Raw genomic sequence first — 18687 nt, forward strand, 5'->3', positions numbered from 1 at the left:
TCATCTCCAACCTCACCGGACGACCCGCCACCACCGAACAACTCACCGACCCCCACTACTGGGTCCAACACCTCCGCCACACCGTCCGCTTCAACGACGGCATCCGGTACCTGCGACAGCACGACGTCACCACCTTCCTGGAACTGGGGCCGGACGGGGTGCTCAGCGCGATGGTCCGTGCGCTACCGGGCTCCGGCGACACCGAGCCCGGGCCGGCGGTCACCGCGGTCCCCCTGCTGCGGGCGGGCCGCCCCGAGGGGCGAACCCTGGCGGCGGCGCTCGCGGAGGCCCACGTACGGGGCCGGGACGTCCGATGGGACGGCTTCCTGCCCGGCGGGCGGGCCGTCGCCCTTCCCACGTACCCGTACCAGCGCGAGGGCTACTGGCTGAGCGCTCCCGCGGCGCCGGCCGCGCAGAAGCCGGCCGGCGGGCATCCACTGCTGGACACCTCGGTCGAACTCGCCGCCGGGCAGGGCTGGTTGTTCACCGGCACCCTCGACGTGGAAGACCGCCCGTGGCTCTCGGAGCACACCATCATGGGTCGGCCGCTGCTGCCCGGTGCGGCCGTCGCCGAGCTCGCCCTGTACGCGGCGCGGCGCACCGGGGCGGTGGAGGTCGCCGAGCTCACCCTGGAGCAGCCGCTCCACCTCGACGGCCCTGTCGCCCTGCAGCTCCTGGTGGGCCCGGCCGGCGACGACGGGACCCGACCCCTCTCCCTGCACTCCCGGCCGCAGGACAGTCCGGACGCCGTATGGGTGCGGCACGCCGGCGGGGTGCTGGCCGACGAGGTGCCCGACGCGACCGGCGAGGACACCGGCCTCACCGTCTGGCCGCCCCGGGACGCCGCCGAGATCCCCGTCGAGGGGCTCTACTCCCGTCTCGCCGGGCTCGGTTACGACTACGGGCCCACCTTCCAGGGCCTGCGCAGGGCCTGGCATCGGGGCAGCGACCGCTACGCCGAGATCATCCTGCCCGAGACCGCCGAGGCGGACGGTTTCGCCCTGCACCCCGCCGCCCTCGACGCCGCCCTGCACACGGCCCTGGTCGGACCCGGCGCCGGTGACCGGCTGGTGGTGCCCTTCGCCTGGAGCGCCCTGACCCTGCGGGCGTCCGGGCAGGCACGGCTGCGGGTCCGCCTGCGGCAGGGCCCGGGCGACGTCCGGTCCCTGCTGATCGCGGACGAGGACGGTGTCCCGGTGTGCACGGCGGGCGGCCTGGCGGTCCGCGAGCTGCGGGCGGACCCGGCGGCCCCGGCCGAGCCGGTCCACCGGGCCGGACTGTTCGACCTGCACTGGTCGCCGCTGCGGGAGGCCGCCCCGGTGCCGGCCGGTCCCTGGGCCGTCCTCGGCGGGGACGGCGCCGACCTCGCGGACGCCGTCGAGGCCGTCCGCGCCGCCGGGGTGGCCGTCCGTACCCATCAGGACCTGGCCGCGCTGCGGGCGGCGGTCGACGGCGGTGCTCCGGCACCCGCCGTGGTCCTGGCGGCCGCACCGGCCGGTCCCGCCGGTCCCGCCGGACCGGGCGCCGACCGCCACGCCCTGCTCGCCGTCCTCGAACTGGCCCAGGACTGGACGGCGGACGACCGGTTCGCGGACGCCCGGCTCGCCGTCCTCACCCGGGGAGCGGTCGCCGTGACGGACTCCGAACGCCCGGACCCGGCCCTGGCCGCGGTGTGGGGCCTGATCCGCTCCGCGCAGTCGGAGCAGCCCGGCCGGTTCGCGCTGGTCGACACCGACGGCCGGCCGGAGTCCGTACGCGCTCTCGCCCGGGCCCTGGCGCTCACCTCGACGCAGCCGCAGCTCGCGCTGCGGGCGGGCCGGGCCTCGGCGCCGGCCCTGCGCGGACACCGGCCCACCGACACCGCCCTGCCCACCGGTCCCGCCGGTCCTTCGGAGGACGGCTCGGCGGTCTTCGGGGCGGGCGACCACGTGCTGGTCACGGGCGGTCTGGGGACCCTGGGCCGGCTGCTGGCGCGGCACCTGGTCAAGCAGCACGGAGTGGGACGGCTGCTGCTGACCGGCCGACGCGGCGCCGCGACACCTGGCGCGGAGGAGTTCACGGCCGAACTGGCCTCACTCGACGCCGAGGTGAGCGTCGCCGCGTGCGACACCGGCGACCGGACGGCGCTCGCCGCGCTGCTGGCCGCCGTACCCGCGGACCGCCCGCTGACCGCGGTCGTCCACGCGGCCGGCATCACCGACGACACGGTGCTGGCCGGGCTCACCCCGCAGCGGATGGAGGGGGTGCTGCGGGCCAAGGCGGACGCGGCCCGCCACCTGCACGAGCTCACCCGGGACCTGGACCTGTCGGCGTTCGTCCTCTTCTCGTCCCTCGCCGGGACGCTGGGCTCGGCGGGACAGGGCAACTATGCGGCGGCCAACGCCTCCCTGGACGCCCTGGCCCACCGCCGCCGCGCCGAAGGGCTGCCGGCCGTGTCGCTGGCCTGGGGCCTGTGGGCGCAGGAGAGCACGCTGACCGGCGACCTGGGTGCGGCCGACCTGAAGCGGCTGGCCCGCTCCGGGGTCGGGGCGCTGTCCGCGCCGGACGGCCTGGCGCTGTTCGACGCGGCCGTCGCCTCCGGCGCCGCGGTCCTGGCGGCCGCCCACCTGGACCTGCGGACGGCCGACCCGGAGGCCGTCGCGTTCCCGCTGCGGGCGCTCCTGCCGGCCCGCCCCCGCCAGGCATCCGCGCAGGCGGCGGCCCGTGACACCGCGGCCGCTCTGCGCGACCGGCTCGCCCGGGCACCCCGCCGGGAGCACCACCACATCCTGCTCGGAACCGTAAGGACCGAGGTGGCGGCCGTCCTGGGCCACTCGGACGGCGACCGGGTACCGGCCGACCGCAGGTTCCAGGACCTCGGCTTCGACTCGCTGACGGCGGTCGAGCTGCGCAACCGCCTGGCGGCCGCGACCGGCGTCAAGCTGCCGCCCACGCTCGTCTTCGACCACCCGACGCCGGGCGCCCTGGCCGAGCGGCTGCGGTCGGCCCTCGCACCCGCCGAGTCCGCGCCGCAGGACACTCCGGCCCAGACCGCCGACGGCGGGAGCGGGGACGGGGACGAGAGCGCGCTGGATGCGATGAGCGCGGACGACCTCGTCCGCCTGGCCCTGGGCCAGAGCTGAGGAAGACACCCACCGCCCGGGTCCGCACGCGTTGCGGACCCGGGCCCGCAGACCACACCCAGACCCAGACCCCGACGGGGCAGTACGGAGAGAACAGGATGGCTTCCACAACCCAGCAGCAGGTCGTCGAGGCGCTGCGGGCCGCGCTGAAGGAGAACGAGCGGCTCAGGGCCGACCACGCCCACGGCACGGAACGCGAGCAGGAGCCGATCGCCATCGTGGGGATGGCCTGCCGCTACCCGGGTGGCGTCCGTTCCCCGCAAGACCTGTGGCGGCTGACCACCGACGAGGTGGACGCCGTCGGCCCGTTCCCCACCGACCGGGGCTGGAACCTGGCGGAGCTGTACGACCCCGACCCGGAGCGGCCGCACACCTCGTACGCGCGGGAGGGCGGCTTCCTCCACGGGGCCGCCGAGTTCGACGCCGAGTTCTTCGGGATACCGCCGCGCGAGGCGCACAGCATCGACCCGCAGCAGCGGCTGCTGCTGGAGACCGCGTGGGAGGCCTTCGAGCACGCGGGCATCGACCCGGCCGGCCTGCGCGGCAGCCGTACCGGAGTGTTCGTCGGCACGATGTACACCGACTACATGAACCGCTTCTCCCCCGCTCCGCAGGAGTACGAGGGCTTCCTGAGCGTCGGCGGCGCCGCCAGCGTGGCCTCCGGGCGGCTGTCCTACACCTTCGGGCTGCAGGGGCCGGCCCTCACCGTCGACACGGCCTGCTCCTCCTCCCTCGTCGCCCTGCACCTGGCGTGCGCCTCGCTGCGCAGCGGCGAGTCCTCGATGGCCCTGGTCGGCGGCGCCACGGTGATGGCGACGCCGATGCCGTTCGTGGAGTTCAGCCGGCAGCGCGGGCTGGCCGCCGACGGCCGCTGCAAGGCGTTCTCGGCGTCCGCGGACGGCACCGGCTGGGCCGAGGGCGCCGGTCTGCTGCTGGTCGAGCGGCTCTCCGACGCCCGCCGCAACGGGCACCGGGTCTGGGCCGTCGTCCGCGGCTCGGCCGTCAACCAGGACGGCGCGAGCAACGGGCTGACCGCGCCCAGCGGCCCCGCGCAGGAGCAGTTGATCCGGCAGGCCCTGGCCGCGGCCGGGCTCGCGCCGGGCGACGTCGACGCGGTGGAGGCGCACGGCACGGGCACCTCGCTGGGCGACCCGATCGAGGCGCAGGCGCTGCTGGCCGCCTACGGCGCCGGGCGCCCGGCGGACCGGCCGCTGCGCCTGGGCTCCCTGAAGTCGAACATCGGGCACACCCAGGCCGCCGCCGGCGTCGGCGGGGTCATCAAGATGGCGATGGCGCTGCGCGAGGGGGTGCTGCCGCGGACCCTGCACGTGGAGGAGGCCACCCCGCACGTGGACTGGTCGGAGGGCACCGTGTCCCTCCTCACCGAGACGGTCCCGTGGCCCGCGCACGGCGACCGGCCGCGCCGGGCGGCGGTGTCCTCCTTCGGCATCAGCGGTACCAACGCCCACGTCGTCCTGGAGCAGGCGCCGGAGCCGGAAGCACCGGCGCCCGCGCCGGGCGTTCGTCCGGCCGCCCCGGCGGTCGTACCGGTGGTGCTGTCGGCGGCCGGCGAGCCGGCGCTGCGCGCGCAGGCCGACCGGCTGTACGAGCACCTGACCGGGGCCGACGGCGACGGGCTCGCGGACATCGGCTTCTCCCTCGCCACGACCCGCGGGCACCTGCCGCACCGCGCCGTACTCCTGCCCGGGAGCCGGGACGAGCTCCTGGACGGGCTGCGGGCGCTGGCCGACGGCGTGCCCGGGGCCGATGTGGTCCGGGCGACCGCCGGCGAGGGCCGCACCGCGTTCCTCTTCGCGGGACAGGGCTCGCAGCGCGCCCGCATGGGGCAGGAGCTGTACGAGGCGTTCCCGGTGTACGCGGCCGCGTTCGACGAGGCGTGCGCCGCCCTGGAACCGCACCTGGAACGGCCGCTGCGGGAGGTGGTCCTCGCGGCCGAGGACAGCCCCGAGGGCGCCCTGCTGCACCGCACCTGCTTCACCCAGCCGGCGGTGTTCGCCTTCGAGGTGGCCCTGTTCCGGCTGTTGGAGTCCTGGGGCATGCGGCCGGACGCCGTCCTCGGGCACTCCGTCGGCGCACTCGCGGCCGTGCACACGGCGGGCGCCCTGTCGCTGGCGGACGCGGCCGAGCTGGCCGCCGTACGGGGCCGGATCATGCAGGGACTGCCGGCGGGCGGTGCGATGGTGGCGCTGCGCGCCTCGGAGGCGGAGGCGGCCGCCCTGATCGCGGGCCAGGAGCGGTTCATCTCCCTGGCGGCGGTGAACGGGCCGGCCGCCACGGTGCTCTCCGGCGAGCGCGACGCGCTGGCCGGCGTGGTCGCGGCGTTCGAGGCGGCGGGCGGGAAGGCCACCTGGCTGCGCGTCAGCCACGCCTTTCACTCGCCGCTGATGGAACCGGCCTTGGCGGAGTTGCGGGCCGTGGTCGCACGGCTGGCCTTCGCCGAACCGCAGCTCGCCTTCGTTTCGGACCTGACGGGCCGGGTGGCGGGAGCGGACGAGCTCGCCGACCCGGAGTACTGGGTGCGGCACGCCCGGCACGCCGTCCGCTTCCAGGACGGCGTCGCAGCCCTGGCCGAGCTGGGCTGCACCCGCTTCGTTGAGCTGGGGCCGGGCACCGACCTCACCTCGATGGCCGCGGAGTGCCTTGAGGACACCGGGCGCGGGCGCCCGGCGGCCGGCCCTACGCTGGTCGCCTCGCTGCGCCGGCGCCTGCCGGAGGTGACGGCGCTGCTGACGGCGGTCTCCCGACTGCACGCCTGCGGCGGGGGCGTGGACTGGGCCGCGGTGTTCGCAGATCGCGGGGCCCGCCGGGTGGAGCTGCCCACGTACGCCTTCCAGCACCGGCGGTACTGGATCGACCGGCCGGCGCCGACCGGGGACGTGGGGTCCGCCGGGCTGACCGCGGTCGGCCACCCGGTGCTGCACGCCTCGGCCGAACTGCCGGACAGCGGAGGCCTGTTGCTGACGGGTCGGTTGTCCCTGGCGCGTCATCCGTGGCTGGCCGACCACCGCGTCGGCGGCCGGGTCCTGCTGCCGGGCACCGGGCTGCTCGACCTGGTGGCGTGCGCCGCCCGCGAGGCGGGCTCCCCCCTGGTGGAGGAACTGGTCCTGGAGGCACCCCTGGTGGTGCCGGAGGAGGGCGAGGTCCGGCTCCGGGTGTCGGTGGGCGCCCCGGACACCGCCGACGGTTCGGGCCGCCGAGCGGTCGCCGTGCACTCCCGGTCGCAGGACGGTGCCGACGGGCGGGGCTGGGTCCGCAACGCCCACGGAACGCTCCTGCCGGACGGCGCGGGTACGGCACCGGCACCGGCCGCCGGAACCGGCGGGGACCTCGCCGGGGTGTGGCCGCCGCGCGGCGCGGAGGCGCTCCCCGGACCGGTCGCGGACCTCTACGCGGCCCTCGGCGCCCAGGGCCTGGCCTACGGACCCGCCTTCCGCGGGGTGCGCGCCGTCTGGCGGCGCGGGCCGGAGGTGTTCGCCGAGGTGGCCCTGCCCGCCGGCGCCGGGCCGGCCACGGACCGCTACGCACTGCACCCGGCGCTGCTGGACGCGGCCCTGCACCCGATCGCACTCGGCGGCCTGATCGCCGCGGTCGACGGGAACGACGGCGGCGAGGGCGGTGACGGGCGGACCTTCCTGCCGTACGCCTGGTCCGGCGTCCGCACGCACGGCGCCGGCGGGCCGGTGCTCCGCGTCCGGCTCGCGCCCGCCGGGGCGAACGCCGTGGGCATCGAGGTCGCGGACACCTCGGGCCGCCCGGTGGCCTCGATCGGTTCGCTGGTGCTGCGCCCGCTCCCGGCGGCAGCCACGGCCGCCGCCGCCGGGCCGGGCGACGGCCTGCTGCTGCCGGTGTGGGAGGAACTGGCCGAGCTGCCCGCCGCTCCCGCGACCCACCGCTGGACACTGCTGGGCCCGCCCGAGGACGGCCACGACTTGGGGCTCGGCGGCGCCGTGCCCGACACCGCCGCGCTGACGGCGGCGCTGGACGCCGGCGCCGACGCCCCCGCGCTGCTCGTGCTGCCCTGCCCGCTCCCCGCGGCCGGTGGCGTACCGGACACCGGCGACGGCTCGACGGCCGCGGCCGCGGCCGCGGCCGCGGCCGCGGCCGCGGTGCGTACGGCGCTCCACGGGGTCCTCGACACCGTCGGGCTCCTCGCCACCGACGAGCGGCTGGCCGGCACCGGGCTGGCGGTCCTCACCCGGGGCGCCGTCACGCTGGGCGGCGAGCAGCAGCCCTGCGAACTGTCCCACCGCGCCGTATGGGGCCTGCTGCGCTCCGCGCAGGCCGAGCACCCCGACCGGTTCACGGTCCTCGACGAGGACGGCAGCCCCGCCTCCCGGCGGTCCGTCGCCGCGGCCCTGGCCACCGGAGAGCCGCAGCTCGCGCTGCGGGGCGGCGCCGCCTACCGTCCCACCCTCACCGCGGACGACGCGGAGCCGCTGCTCACGCCGCCCGCCGACACTCCGCACTGGCACCTCGACTACGTCGCCAAGGGCACCTTCGCGGACCTGGCCCTGAGGCCCTGGCCGGAGGCGGCCGCACCGCTGGAGGCGGGACAGGTGCGGGTCCGGATGCGGGTGGCCGGCCTGAACTTCCGCGACGTGCTGCTCTCCCTCGGGGTGATCCCGGCGTCCGTCGACGGGCACGCGGGCGGTTCGGGGCAGGGCGGTGAGGGCGCCGGCACGGTCCTGGAGGTGGGACCCGGCGTCACCGACCTGCAGCCCGGCGACCGGGTGATGGGCCTGTTCCACGGCATCGGCCCGACGTCGGTCACCGACCGCCGGTTCGTGTCCCGGATCCCGGAGGGCTGGTCCTTCCGGCAGGCGGCCGCCGTCCCCGTCACCTACCTGACGGCCTACTACGGCCTGGTGGACCTGGCGGGCCTGCGCGCGGGCGAGTCGGTGCTCGTGCACGCGGGCGCCGGCGGCGTCGGCACGGCGGCGATCCAGATCGCCCGCCACCTGGGCGCCGAGGTGTACGCGACCGCGAGCCCCGCCAAGTGGCACGCTCTGCGCGCCGCCGGGATCGCGGACGGGCGCATCGCCTCCTCCCGCACCCTGGACTTCGAGCGGTCCTTCCTCGCCGCCACCGGCGGCCGCGGCGTCGACGTGGTGCTGAACTCCCTCGCCGGGGAGTTCGCGGACGCCTCGCTGCGGCTGCTGCCGCGCGGTGGACGGTTCCTGGAGATGGGCAAGACCGACCGGCGCGCGCCCGCGGAGGTCGCGGCCGCGCACCCGGGGGTCGCCTACCGCACGTACGACGTGCGCGACCCCGGGCCGGACCGGATCCAGGAGATCTTCGCCGAACTCCTCGCCCTGTTCGAGCGGGGTGCGCTCCAGGCCCCGCCGGTGGCGGCCTGGGACCTGCGCAGCGCGCCGGACGCCTTCCGGCACCTGAGCGAGGCCCGGCACGTCGGCAAGGTGGTCCTGGACCTGGTGGACGAGGACGAGCGCTGGGACACCTCCCGGGCCGTCCTGATCACCGGCGGTCTCGGCTGGCTGGGCCGGCTCGCCGCGCACCACCTCGTGGCGCGCCACGGGATACGGCAGCTGGTCCTGATGGGCCGGGGCCTGCCGGGCGAGGACGCCGCCCGGTCCGTCGACGACCTGCGCGAACGGGGCGCAGACGTCCGTACGGTGGCCTGCGACGCGGCCGACCGGGACGCGCTGGCCGCCGCCCTGGCCGGGCTGGCCCGCGACGGGGTCCGCATCGGCGGGGTCGTGCACGCGGCAGGCGTCCTGGACGACGGCCTGATCACCTCACTGACTCCCGACAGCCTGGAGCGGACCCTGCGTCCGAAGGTGGACGCGGCACTGAACCTGCACGAACTCACCGAACCGCTCGGCCTCGACGCGTTCGTGGCCTTCTCCTCCCTCGCGGGCACGCTCAGCGCTCCCGGGCAGGCCGGGTACGCGGCCGGCAACGCCTTCCTCGACGGGCTGATGGAGCGGCGGCGCGCGGCCGGCCGGCCCGGGGTCTCCGTCGTGTGGGGACTGTGGGAGGGGGCCGGTGGCATGGGCGCCGGCCTGACCGGCGCCGACGTCGCCCGCATGGCGCGGGTGGGCGTCGCCCCGATCACCTCGCAGGAGGGGCTGGAACTGCTGGACGCCGCCGTGCGCCGCGACCGGCCGGTGGCGGTGGCCGCACGCTGGGACCTCGACGGGCTGCGGGCGGCGGTCGCGCAGGGCGCGGCGGTGCCGCCGCTGCTGCGGGGGCTGGTGCCGGCCGCCGGGCCCGGGCGCGCTGCGGCGACGGCCACCGCACCGGCGCAGGTGTCGCAGCGGGCCCCGGAGCTCACTTCGGAGCCGGCCGAGGCGGCCTCGCCGACCGGCGACCGGCTGCTGGACACCGTGCTGCACGAGGTGGCCGCCGTCCTCGGGCACACGTCCGGCGCGGCCGTGGACCGGGACGGGGCGTTCGACCGGCTCGGCTTCGACTCGCTCACCGCGGTGGAGCTGCGCAACCGGCTGGCCGCGGCGACGGGTGTCCGGCTGCCCGCCACGTTCATCTACGACTGGCCGACCCCGGTCGAGCTCGTCGTCCACCTCCGGGAGCAGCTCCCGCAGCCGGCCGCGGAGCCGGCCCCCGCACCGGACCCGGGCCCCGCGGCTGCGCCGGCCTGCGGCGACGACGCGGGGGTGACCGTGGCGCTGCTCGCGGACATCGCCCGGCTGGAGGCGGCGGTGGCCGACCGGCCGCTGAGCGAGGCGCAGGGCGCCGCGGTGAGCGAGCGGCTGCGCGAGCTGCTGACCGAACTGGGTTCTATGAAGGAGGATCACTCCGCGTGGGCATGACCAACACCCCGACGGCCGCGCCGGTTCCGCCGGCCCGCCCCGCCGCCGACCCGTCACGGTGGCTGCGCACCCCGCACCCCCGCGGGTCCGCGGCCGCCCGCCTGGTGTGCTTCCCGCACGCGGGCGGCACCGCGAACGCCTTCACGGCGCTGTCGGCCGCGCTGCCCGAGGACATCGAGCTGGCCGCCGTCCAGTACCCCGGCCGCCAGGACCGGCGCCGCGAACCCTGCGCGCAGGACCTCTGCGAGCTGGCCTCGGAAGTCGCCGGCGCCCTCGCCGGCCGTGCCGACGGCCGGCCGCTGTTCCTCCTGGGCCACAGCATGGGGGCCCTCGTCGCCTTCGAGACGGCCCGCCTGCTGGAGGAGCACGGCGGCGTGCAGCGCCTGTTCGTGTCGGCGGCCCGGCCGCCGGCACAGGACTGGGAGGAACCCGACCTCACCGGCGTCGGGGACGAGGAGCTGACCGCAGGACTGCGGCGGCTCGGCGGCATACCCGAACCGCTGCTGGCCGACCCGGAGACCGCCGGGGAGATCCTGCGGCTGCTGCGCGCCGACCACCGGGCGCTGCTGCGCCACCACGGTGCGCCGGACGCCCGGGTGGCAGCCCCCCTCACGGTGCTGCTGGCGTCGGCGGACCCGAAGAACACGCGGGAGCAGATGGGCGGCTGGGCCCGCCACACGGCGGGCGGCCACGAGATCGCCGCACTGGCCGGCGGCCACTTCGCGCTCCTGGAACGGCCCGGCGAGAGCGCGCCGCTGCTGACCGGGCGCATCCGCGAGGACCTGGTCGGGGCCGCCGTGTCCGCCCGGGCCGGGACGGCTGGTCCCGAGCCGCTCCCCGACCTGGTGCGGGAACTCATGCTGGCGGGCCTCGCGGGCCGTACCCCGGGGCTGCCGACCGACCTGACCGCCCTGGAGGCCGCGGCCCGCGCGGTGATGGCCCCCGAGGCCTTCGCGTACGTGTCGGGCACCGCGGGGTCCGGGGCGACCGGCCGCGCCGGCCGCGCCGCCTTCGACCGGCGGGCGCTGGTGCCGCGGATGCTGCGCGGTACGCGCCGGGCCGACACCTCGGTGACCCTGTTCGGGCAGCGGCTGCCGGTGCCCGTCCTGCTGGCTCCGCTGGCCGCGCAGCAAGTGGCCCACCCCGAGGGCGAGTCGGCCACCGCGCGGGCGGCGGCGGCCACCGGGGTGCCGATGGTCGTGTCGACCTTCGCGTCGCGCACGCTGGAGGAGGTGGCCCGGGCCGCGGGCGACGGTCCGCGGTGGTTCCAGCTGTACCTGCCGTCGGACCGGGCGGTGGGCGAGTCGCTGGTGCGGCGGGCCGAGGCGAGCGGCTACGGGGCGATCGTCGTCACCGTGGACGCCACGCACCTCGGCTTCCGCCCGGCGGAACTCGACAGTGGCTACTCGCCGTTCCTGCGCGGGACGGGCATCGCCAACTTCACGAGCGACCCCGCGTTCCGGGCCGGGCTGCCGGCGGACGCGGACACCACCGCCACCGTGCTGCGGTGGGCTCAGATCTCCACCGATCCCACTCTGACCTGGGAGGATCTGGCCTGGCTGCGCAGGCTGACGCGGCTGCCGCTGGTCGTGAAGGGGATCCTGCACCCCGAGGACGCCCGGCTGGCGCTGGAGCACGGCGCGGACGGCGTGGTGGTCTCCACGCACGGCGGCCGCCAGCTCGACGGCGCCGTGGCCGCCCTGGACGCGCTCGCGGCGGTGCGGGCGGCCGTCGGCCCGGACGTGCCGGTGCTCATGGACTCCGGGGTCCGCACCGGCAGTGACGTGGTCAAGGCACTGGCCCTGGGTGCCGACGCGGTGCTGTACGGCCGGCCCTACGTGTACGGGCTGGGCCTCGACGGCGAGCGCGGCGTGCGGCACGTACTGCGCTGCCTGCTCACCGATCTCGGGCTGGCCCTGGCTCTCACCGGCTGTGCGTCCCTCGCGGACGCCGGCCCGCACCTCCTCGTGGACGGAGACGGACGATGACACGACGCTACGGGCCCGGCTCCGACCCGACGGGCTGGCTGCGCCGCTACCACCGGCCGCCGGTGCAGGGCCCGACGCTGGTCCTCTTCCCCCATGCGGGCGGCTCGGCGACGGGCTACTACACCCTGGCGCAGGCCCTGTCCGGCTCCGCCGAGGTGCTCACCGTGCAGTATCCGGGCCGTCAGGACCGGCTCGGCGAGGCGTGCGTGGAGGACATCGGGGAGATGGCGGACCGGGTCGTCGAGGCGCTGCTGCCCGGCGGGGGGCGGCCGCTGGTCCTGTTCGGGCACAGCCTGGGCTCGATCGTCGCGTACGAGGTGGCCCTGCGCCTGGAGAGCCGGCACCCGGACCGTGCGCCGGTCGGTGTGGTCGTCTCGGGCCGGCCGGCGGCCTCGATCCATCTCAGCCGCGGCCTGTCCCGGCTCGCCGACGAGGACCTCGCGTCCTCGATCTCCGACCTGTCCGGCACCCCGCCGGAACTGCTCGCCGACAAGGACCTGATGTCCGCCGTCCTTCCGTCCCTGCGCGCGGACTTCAAGGCCGCGGAGAGCTACCGGGGTGCGGCGGACTCCCGCGTCACCTGCCCGCTGTACGCGTATGCGGGGGCCCAGGACCACAACGTGCCGCGCGAGGGCCTGCTGCGCTGGCGCGCGCACACGTCCGCGGAGTTCACGGCCCGCTTCTTCGAGGGCGGCCACTTCTACCTCCAGTCCCAGGAGCCGGAGGTGGCCCGCACCCTGTGCGCCGACCTCCGCACCTTCACGGACACCGCCCTCCTGAGCCCCGCCCCCTGACCGCCGCCCCGCATGCGCAAGGCCCTCCCGGTCCGACCGGGAGGGCCTTCACCGTGCCGCAGGGGCGTCAGGCGGCGGGTTCGGGGGTGAGGCGGACCTTGAGGGTGGCGTGGCCGTTGGCGAAGTTGGAGAAGAGGCGGGTGGGCGGGGCGAGGAGTTCGATGCCGGCGACCCGGGAGCGGAGCGACTCCAGCATGGAGATCATGTGGACGCGGCCCAGGTAGGCGCCGAGGCAGAAGTGCGGCCCGTGGCCGAAGCTGACGTGCTTGTTGGGGGTGCGGCCCAGGTCGAAGGTGTAGGGGTCGGTGAAGACGTCCTCGTCGAAGTTGGCGGAGCTGTTCCACAGGGTGACGATCTCGCCGGCCCTGACGACGTGGTCGCGGAGGGGGATGTCGACCAGGGCGTGCCGGCCGAAGTGCATCGTCGGGGTGGTCCAGCGCATCACCTCCTCGGTGGCGCTCTCCAGGGTGACCTCGGCGTTCTTCAGCCGGCGCCACTGGTCTTCGTACTGGCTGAAGGCGTGGACGATGCCCGAGGCGGTGGCCCGGCTCGACTCGTCGCCGCCCAGGATCAGGCTGTACGCGTTGTAGATGATCTCCTCTTCGGTGAGCGGCTCACCGTCGACGGTGGCGGTGGCCAGCGTGCTGAGGACGTCCTCGCCCGGGTTGCGGCGGCGCTCGGCCATCAGGCCGGAGATGTAGAGGATGATCTCGTTGCGCGCCATCAGCGAGACCTCCTCTCCGTCGTCGGCGCTGTACCGGGACAGGGTCTGCGCGTTCCAGTCGACGAGTTGTTCGCGGTCCCCGGCGGGGATGCCCATGAGGTCGCCGATGGTGTGGATGGGGATCCGGTCGGCGACGGCGGTGACGAAGTCGACCTCGCCCTCCTCGACGGCCTCGGACACCAGGCGGTCGGTGAGCTGCTGGACGTTCTCGACGACCGGGGCCAGGACGCGCGGCGAGAAGGACTTCATCATCAGGTTGCGGATCTCGCGGTGGCGCGGGCCGTCGGTGACGGCGAGCATCTTGCCGGCGGCGGAGTCCTCGCCCAGCAGGAGGGTGCTGAGGACGTTGCCGCGCTCGGAGGTGTACCGCTTGTTGTCGCGGTAGGCCGCCATGATGTCGTCGTACTTGGTGAGGACCCAGAAGCCGGGCTTGCCGTCGCGCGGCGCGTGCCAGAAGACGGGGTTGTGCGCGCGGAACGGCCGCCACATCTCGTGCGGGTCGTTGTCGTCGAAGGTCTGCGGGTCGGTGAGGTCGAAGGCTGCCGGGTCGGCCGCCTCGGCCGCGGCGGCGGGCGCGGCGGCCTGCAGGGTGGGGGCGGTCATGGGTGGGTGTCTCCTCCGGTGTGCGTGCCTCAGGCGGCGTCCGCCGCGACGGCGGTGGTGGCGAGTTCGGCGATCGTCTGCTTGCGGAAGACGTCCTTGGCGGAGATCACCAGGCCGGCCTTCTTGGCCCGGGCGACCACCCTGATGCCGAGGATGGAGTCGCCGCCCAGCTCGTAGAAGTTGTCGGTGATCCCGACCGTGGGCACGCCGAGGACGTCGGACCAGATCTGGGCGAGCAGCCGCTCGGCGCCGGTGCGGGGCTCCTGGGCCGGTGCGGGCGCGGCGGTGTGCTCCGGGGCGGGCAGGGCCCTGCGGTCCACCTTGCCGCTCGGGGTGAGCGGGAACTGCTCCAGGCACACCACGGCGGACGGCACCATGTGGACGGGCAGCCGGGCGGAGACGAACTCCCGCAGCTCCGCGGGGTGCGGCCGGCGTCCGGACGCACCGGGGGTCACGTAGCCGACGAGGCGCTTGTGGTCGCCGTCGGCGAGGGCCACGACGAGGGCGACACCGACGTCGGGGTGCTGCTGCAGGACGAGTTCGATCTCGCCGGGCTCGATGCGGTAGCCGCGCACCTTGACCTGGTGGTCGGCCCGTCCGACGTACTCGAGGACGCCCGCGCTCGTCCAGCGCACGAGGTCCCCGGTCCGGTACATGCGGTGGTCGGGGGCTTCGCCGTGCGGGTTGTCCAGGAAGCGTTCGGCGGTGAGCGCGGGCCGGTTGAGGTAGCCGGCGGCCACGCCGGGCCCGGCGATGAACAGCTCGCCCGGCACCCCGATCGGCACGGGCCGGAGCCGGTCGTCGAGGACGTAGGCGGTGGTGTTGGCGACGGCCCGGCCGATGGGGACGGGCATGTGCTCGTCCGCCTCGCGGATCAGGTGCCAGGTGCCGAGGACGGCGGTCTCGGTGGGCCCGTAGAGGTTCACGAGCCGCCGGGGCGGGGCGGCCGCCAGGACCTCCGCCACGCGTACGGAGTTGGCCGCCTCGCCGCCGAACAGGACGTGGCGCAGCGCGCCGAAGGCGTACGGGTCGGCGGCGACGATCTGGTTGAACACGGCGGTGGTCACGAAGAGGGTCGTGACGCCGTCGCGGCGCAGTGCGGCGGTGAGGGCGGCCGGGTCCAGGAGGGTGTCCTTGTCGATGACGGCCATCCGGCCGCCGGCGAGCAGCGGCCCCCAGATCTCCAGGGTGGCCGCGTCGAAGGTGACATCGGAGCCCTGGGCCATGACGTCGTCGGGGCCGAGCCGCACCCAGTCGGCGTTGCGGAAGAGCCGGACGACCGACCGGTGGCCGATCACGGCCCCCTTGGGGGTGCCCGTGGAGCCGGAGGTGTACATGAGGTAGGCGGGGTCGTCGGCGGTGACGTCGACGGCCGGGGCCCCTGCGGGCTGGGCGGCGAGCGCCTCGTCCTGCTCGTCGAGGCAGATCGTCCGGGTGCCGGCGGCCGGGAGCCTGCCGGTCAGCCGGGACTCGGTGAGGCAGAGCGGGACCGCGGCGTCGGAGAGCATGAACGCGAGGCGGTCCTGCGGGTAGTCGGGGTTGAGCGGCAGGTAGGCGCAGCCGGCCTTGAGCACGGCGAGCAGCGCGGTGATCAGTTCGGGGCCGCGGGGCAGGCAGACGGCGACGAAGGTGCCGGGGCGGACGCCGTCGGCGACGAGCAGGTGGGCGAGGCGGTCGGCGCGGGCGTCGAGCTCCGCGTAGCTCAGGCTCTGCGGGCCGGCGGTGACGGCGACCGCTTCGGGGCGCAGCCGCGCCTGTTCGGCGACGAGTTCGTGCACGCACCGGTCGGCGGGGAAGTCGGCGCGGTTGACGGCCCAGTCGGTGGTGAGCAGGCGCAGTTCCGCCTCGTCGGCGAGGGGCAGCTCCGCCACGGACCGGGCCGGGTCGGCCGCGGCGGCGTCGAGCAGCACCTCCAGATGGCGGGCCAGCACCTGCACGGTGACCGCGTCGAAGAGCGCGGCGTCGTACTCCAGTACGCCGGCCAGGTCTCCGGTCCCGGTCGGGGTGAACTCCACGGTGAGGTCGTGGGCGGCGGGCAGGCCGGGCGGCGGGACGGCGCGCACGGCCAGGGCGGGGCTCTGCGCCGGCCCGGCGGCCTCGTCGGCGCCTCGGAGCAGCACCATCACCTGGACCTCGGGGGTGTCCCCGGCGTCCTTGCCCTCGCCGAGGGCCGTGCGCACTCGTTCGAAGGGGACGTCCTGGTGGGCGTGGGCCTCGGCGAGGGCGGTGCAGCTGCGCGCGAGGACCTCCGTGAACGGCGCGTCGGCGCGCAGGTGGGCGCGTACGAGCAGCGGGTTGTCGAAGGCGCCGACGAGGCCGTCGAGTACGGGCCGGGGCCGGCCGGCGGCCAGGGTGCCGAGGGCCAGGTCCTCCTGGCCGGTGTGCCGGGAGAACAGCACCTGGCAGGCGGCGAAGAGGCCCGCGAAGAGGGTGCCGCCCTGGGTGCGGGCGGCGTCGGCGAGTCCGCGTACGGTCCGGGCGGGGACCCGGAAGGGGTGGCGGGCGGCGGCGCGGCCGCGGGCCCGGGTGCGGGGCCGGTCGGTGGGCAGCCGCAGCGCGGGCAGGCCGGCGAGGCGGCCGCGCCAGTGGTCGAGCTGCGCGGCGAGTTCGGCGTCGGTGCGGCGGGCGCGCTGCTCGGCGGCGAACTGCGCATAGCGGACCGGGAGTTCGGGGAGCCGGGCGGTGCGTCCGGTGACGGCGGCGGCGTACAGCTCGGCCAGCTCGGTGGTGATGATCGTACGGGAGCGGGTGTCCGCGGCGATCCGGTGGACGGTCAGCACCAGGAGGTGCTCCTCGGCGCCGAGGCGGATCAGGAGCGAGCGCAGCAGCGGGCCGGAGGCGAGGTCGTGGGGGCGGGCCGCGAGCTCCGCGACGCGGGCTTCGAGCCGGCCCGCCGGCTCGCCGGGGGCGCTGAGGCCGGCGCTGAGGTCGGCGTACTCCAGCTCGACCGGGCCGGCCGGCCAGATCCGTGCGCCCGACGCGGCGCCGCTGCCGGTGAACGTGGTGCGCAGCGGTTCGTGCCGGGCGACCAGGCCCCGCAGGGCGGTGGTGAGCGCGGTCCGGTCGAGCGTGCCGGTCATGCGGAGGGCGGTGACCGGGTGCCGGCCGTATGCGCTCTCCTGTCCGGCCGCCTGCCCGGCGAGGATGAGCTCCTGCCCGAAGGTGAGCGGCGTCCGGTCGTCGCCGGGCGCCCTGCCGGGCGACGCTCCGGCCGTCCCGCCGGTGGTCCCGTCACACGTCCCGTCGGTCATCCGTTCAGTCCTTTCATGTCCATCTCTTCCATCAGGTCGAGCAGTGCGGGGGTGACGAACTCGTCGATCGGGCAGACACCGGACAGCGTCGAGAAGTACCGGTCGGTCAGGTCGCCGCTGGTGGCGACGGCGCGCAGCAGGTCGACGTGGTGCGGCGGCGGGTCGAGCCGGGCCGTCTTCAAGGTGGCGTGGTATTCGGGCATGAGGGCTTCCAGCCGCTGTTCGGCGAAGGAGTGCAGGGCCGCCCGCAGCCGGTCGGGGTCGTGGAGGCCGTCGCCGATGCAGTCGGCGAGCAACTGGGCCTGGAAGAAGCCGTCGGTGATGCCGCGTGCGGTGATGGAGTCCTTGTGGTGGCCGGCGTCCCCGATGAGCGCCCAGCCGGGCCCGGCGGCCTGCCGGAAGAAGTTGCGCTGGTCGCCGGTGCCGTAGACGCGTTCGAGCCGGGTGCCCGCGGCCATCTCCTCCCGCAGCTCGGGGGCCGTCTTCTCGACGTTGGTGAGCAGGGCGTTCAGGGCATCGCCGCGGACGCTCGCGAACTGCTCCTGCGGGAAGTAGCCGGCGACGAGCGTCGCGCCGTCGTTGGTGGGGACCGTGCCGACCCAGTGGCCGGGGGTGTCGTACAGCCGGAAGCCGGGCCGCAGGCCCGACCAGTACGAGTAGTAGGCGCAGGTCGAGACGGGGTCCTCCGCGATCATCGGCGCGCGGACCTTCGCCGCGACGGTCGAACGCATGCCGTCGGCGCCGATGACGAGGGTGGCCCGCTCCACGGCGCCGCCCGCGGTGGCGCCGAGCCGGACGCCGACGACGCGGTCGCCGTCGAAGACGAGGTCGCCGACGGGGCAGTTCTCGCGGAACTCCACCCCCGCCTCGACGGCGCCGCGGGCGAGGATCGGGTCGAGGAGGTAGCGGCGCGGGGCGTAGGCGGCGCGCTGTCCGTCGGCCGCCCAGGAGCAGCCTTCGAGCAGGATGTCGCCGTGGGTGTAGCGGACGTGGTCGAGGGCGGGGGCGCCGGTGTCGCGCACCGCGGGCAGCAGCCCCCACCGGGCGAGGGCGGCGACGCCCGGCTGGTGGATGTAGAGCGTGGAGAGGGTGTCCTTGGGGAAGGTGCCGCGCTCGACCATGAGCACCCGGTAGCCGGCGCGCGCGAGCAGCATCGCGGCCGGAGCCCCGGCGCAGCGCGCGCCGACCACAATCACGTCGTAGTGGGTCAAGAGATGCTCCTTGTCCTGCGCCGGCTCCGGTGGCCGGGGTCGTGGTGCCCAGTGGAGACCGCCCGTGGGGCGCAGCCGGTCACGCGGCCGGTGTGCGCCTCACGGGATCGAGCGGGGGTGTGGGGCCTGCGGCCCGGACCCGCGGGGGTACGGGTCCGGGCCGCAGGCCGGCCGGGGGGTTC

Annotated in this window: 6 protein-coding genes and 1 pseudogene; 4 read left to right on the top strand and 3 right to left on the bottom strand. The window is 76.1% G+C overall.

The window, feature by feature from the left end; genetic code table 11:
- The 4 genes and pseudogenes from IF89_RS0113585 to IF89_RS0113600 form a co-directional block, all read left to right on the top strand.
- On the top strand, positions 1–3122 hold a 3122-nt coding region (locus IF89_RS0113585), incomplete at its 5' end, for a type I polyketide synthase (protein ID WP_043193910.1).
- Between the two features lie 134 nt (positions 3123–3256).
- Positions 3257–9934, top strand: a pseudogene (locus IF89_RS0113590) (SDR family NAD(P)-dependent oxidoreductase); the annotation flags it as partial.
- A complete protein-coding gene (locus IF89_RS49335) occupies positions 9931–11922 on the top strand; it encodes an alpha/beta fold hydrolase (RefSeq protein ID WP_324605334.1) in 1992 nt (663 codons plus the stop codon). The pseudogene IF89_RS0113590 and the gene IF89_RS49335, both read left to right, overlap by 4 nt.
- A complete protein-coding gene (locus IF89_RS0113600; protein ID WP_043193911.1) occupies positions 11919–12716 on the top strand; it encodes a thioesterase II family protein in 798 nt (265 codons plus the stop codon). The genes IF89_RS49335 and IF89_RS0113600 overlap by 4 nt, the downstream gene beginning before the upstream one ends.
- A gap of 67 nt (positions 12717–12783) precedes the next feature.
- Here the strand turns inward: IF89_RS0113600 and IF89_RS0113605 are convergent, their stop codons facing one another.
- From IF89_RS0113605 to IF89_RS0113615, 3 genes are read right to left on the bottom strand one after another with little or no spacing between them, the layout of a single operon-like run.
- Entirely contained in the window at positions 12784–14043 is a 1260-nt protein-coding gene (locus IF89_RS0113605) for a cytochrome P450 (protein ID WP_030766199.1), read from the bottom strand.
- Between the two features lie 29 nt (positions 14044–14072).
- Positions 14073–17294 (bottom strand): non-ribosomal peptide synthetase, encoded by a 3222-nt coding sequence (locus tag IF89_RS0113610; RefSeq protein WP_051807050.1) that lies wholly within the window; start codon positions 17292–17294, stop codon positions 14073–14075.
- The gene (locus tag IF89_RS0113615; RefSeq protein WP_030766205.1) at positions 17291–18505 is read right to left on the bottom strand and encodes an NAD(P)/FAD-dependent oxidoreductase; all 1215 of its coding nucleotides are present in this window, start codon (positions 18503–18505) and stop codon (positions 17291–17293) included. Before IF89_RS0113615 ends, IF89_RS0113610 begins: the two co-directional genes overlap by 4 nt.
- Positions 18506–18687: the final 182 nt, after the last annotated feature.

Source organism: Streptomyces sp. NRRL F-2664 (genome assembly GCF_000719345.1).
Taxonomy (GTDB): domain Bacteria; phylum Actinomycetota; class Actinomycetes; order Streptomycetales; family Streptomycetaceae; genus Streptomyces.